At 75.1% G+C, this 1,456-nt stretch carries 2 protein-coding genes; one reads left to right on the top strand and one right to left on the bottom strand.

From position 1 onward, the window contains the following. Window positions 1-69: 69 nt before the first annotated feature. Window positions 70-798 (bottom strand): VOC family protein, encoded by a 729-nt coding sequence (locus tag E1265_RS36230; protein ID WP_165954028.1) that lies wholly within the window; start codon window positions 796-798, stop codon window positions 70-72. A gap of 122 nt (window positions 799-920) precedes the next feature. Between E1265_RS36230 and E1265_RS36225 the strand changes: the two genes are divergently transcribed. Then, the coding region (locus E1265_RS36225) for a rhodanese-like domain-containing protein (RefSeq protein WP_132935175.1) at window positions 921-1,456 on the top strand (536 nt) is incomplete at its 3' end.

Genomic DNA, 1,456 nt, shown 5'->3' with positions numbered 1-1,456 from the left:
GGGAAAACCCCACGCGGAGCGCCGGGCGCCCCGGGCCGGAGGCCCGGGGCGTGGCTCAGCCCCGCAGGGTCACCGCTCGGGGGGAACGATGACCGCGAAAGGCGCCCCCTCCGGGTCGGCGACGCGGGCCCAGCGACCGAAGGGCGAGGTCTCCGGGTCACTCAGCCTGCGGCCGCCGAGCGCGACGACCTTCTCCAGCGTCTCGTCCACGTCGAGCACCGAGAAGTACGTCAGCCAGTGCGGCCCCCTGTCGTGCGGGAGCTGGCCGGCCGCGCCGCGGATTCCGGCCACCGGGCGGGAGCCGATGCGGAGGGTCAGGAAGTCGCTGCCCGGCGGTCGCGCCGGCTCTGGCCCCACGTCGTAGCCGAAGACCCGCTCGTAGAACTTGCCCACGCCCGACGTGTCGTGCGCGAACAGCTCGTTCCACGAGACGGCGCCCTCCACCCCGTGGTACCGGGCGCTGCGCCGCGGCCCGCCCTCCCAGATGCCGAAGGCCGCACCGCCCACGTCGGCGGCGATACCCAGGCGGCCGACCTGCTCCACGTCCAGTGGGCCCACGGCCACCGTGCCCCCACACTCACGGATCAACGCGGCCGTGCCGTCGGCGTCGTTGGTGGCGATGTACGGCAGCCAGGCCGTGATCCGCCGCACGCCCCTCGCGATCTCGCCGAGGCCGGCGACCGGGTGCCCGTCCCGCAGCGCTCGGACGTACGCGCCGAGTTGCGTGGGTCCCTCATCGAACTCCCAGCCGAAGAGCCCACCGTAGAACCGTCGGCTCGCGGCCAGGTCGTGAACCATCAGGCTCACCCAGCGGTGCGTACCGGGAACGGGTGGACTCGCTGTGTTGGTCATCCTTCTCCATCTCCTCGGGGCTCCCTTGCTCGCCCCAAGTCTCCACCTCGCGCGGGGAGAATGGGGCCATGACTGCAATGATCTCCGCATCCGAACTCGCGACCGCCCTCGGCCCCGGGGTCCCGCCCGAGGACCGTCCGGTGCTGCTCGACGTGCGTTACCGGCTCGGCGGCCCGCCCGGGCTGCCCGAGTACGCGGCCGGGCATCTGCCGGGCGCCGTCTACGTGGATCTGGACTCGGAGCTCGCCGCGCCACCGGGAGCGGCCGGCCGGCACCCGCTGCCGGACGCCGACGTGTTCGGCACCGCGATGCGCCGCGCCGGGGTCAGTCACGACCGGGACGTGGTGGTCTACGACGCCGCCCAGGGCTGGGGGGCGGCCCGCGCCTGGTGGCTGCTGCGCTGGGCCGGCCACGAGCGGACCCGGGTGCTCGACGGCGGCCTGGCTGCCTGGGCCGGCGAGCTGACCGAGGAGATCCCGGTCCCGGCGGAGGGCGACTTCGTGCCGCGCCCCGGCCAACTGCCGACGCTGGACGCGGACGGCGCGGCCGAGCTCGCCAGGCGGGGCGTGCTGCTCGACGCGCGGGCGGGGGAGCGGTACCGGGG

The organism is Streptomyces sp. 8K308, assembly GCF_004348315.1.
GTDB lineage: Bacteria > Actinomycetota > Actinomycetes > Streptomycetales > Streptomycetaceae > Streptomyces.
This window is presented reverse-complemented; position numbering and strand designations above follow the sequence as displayed.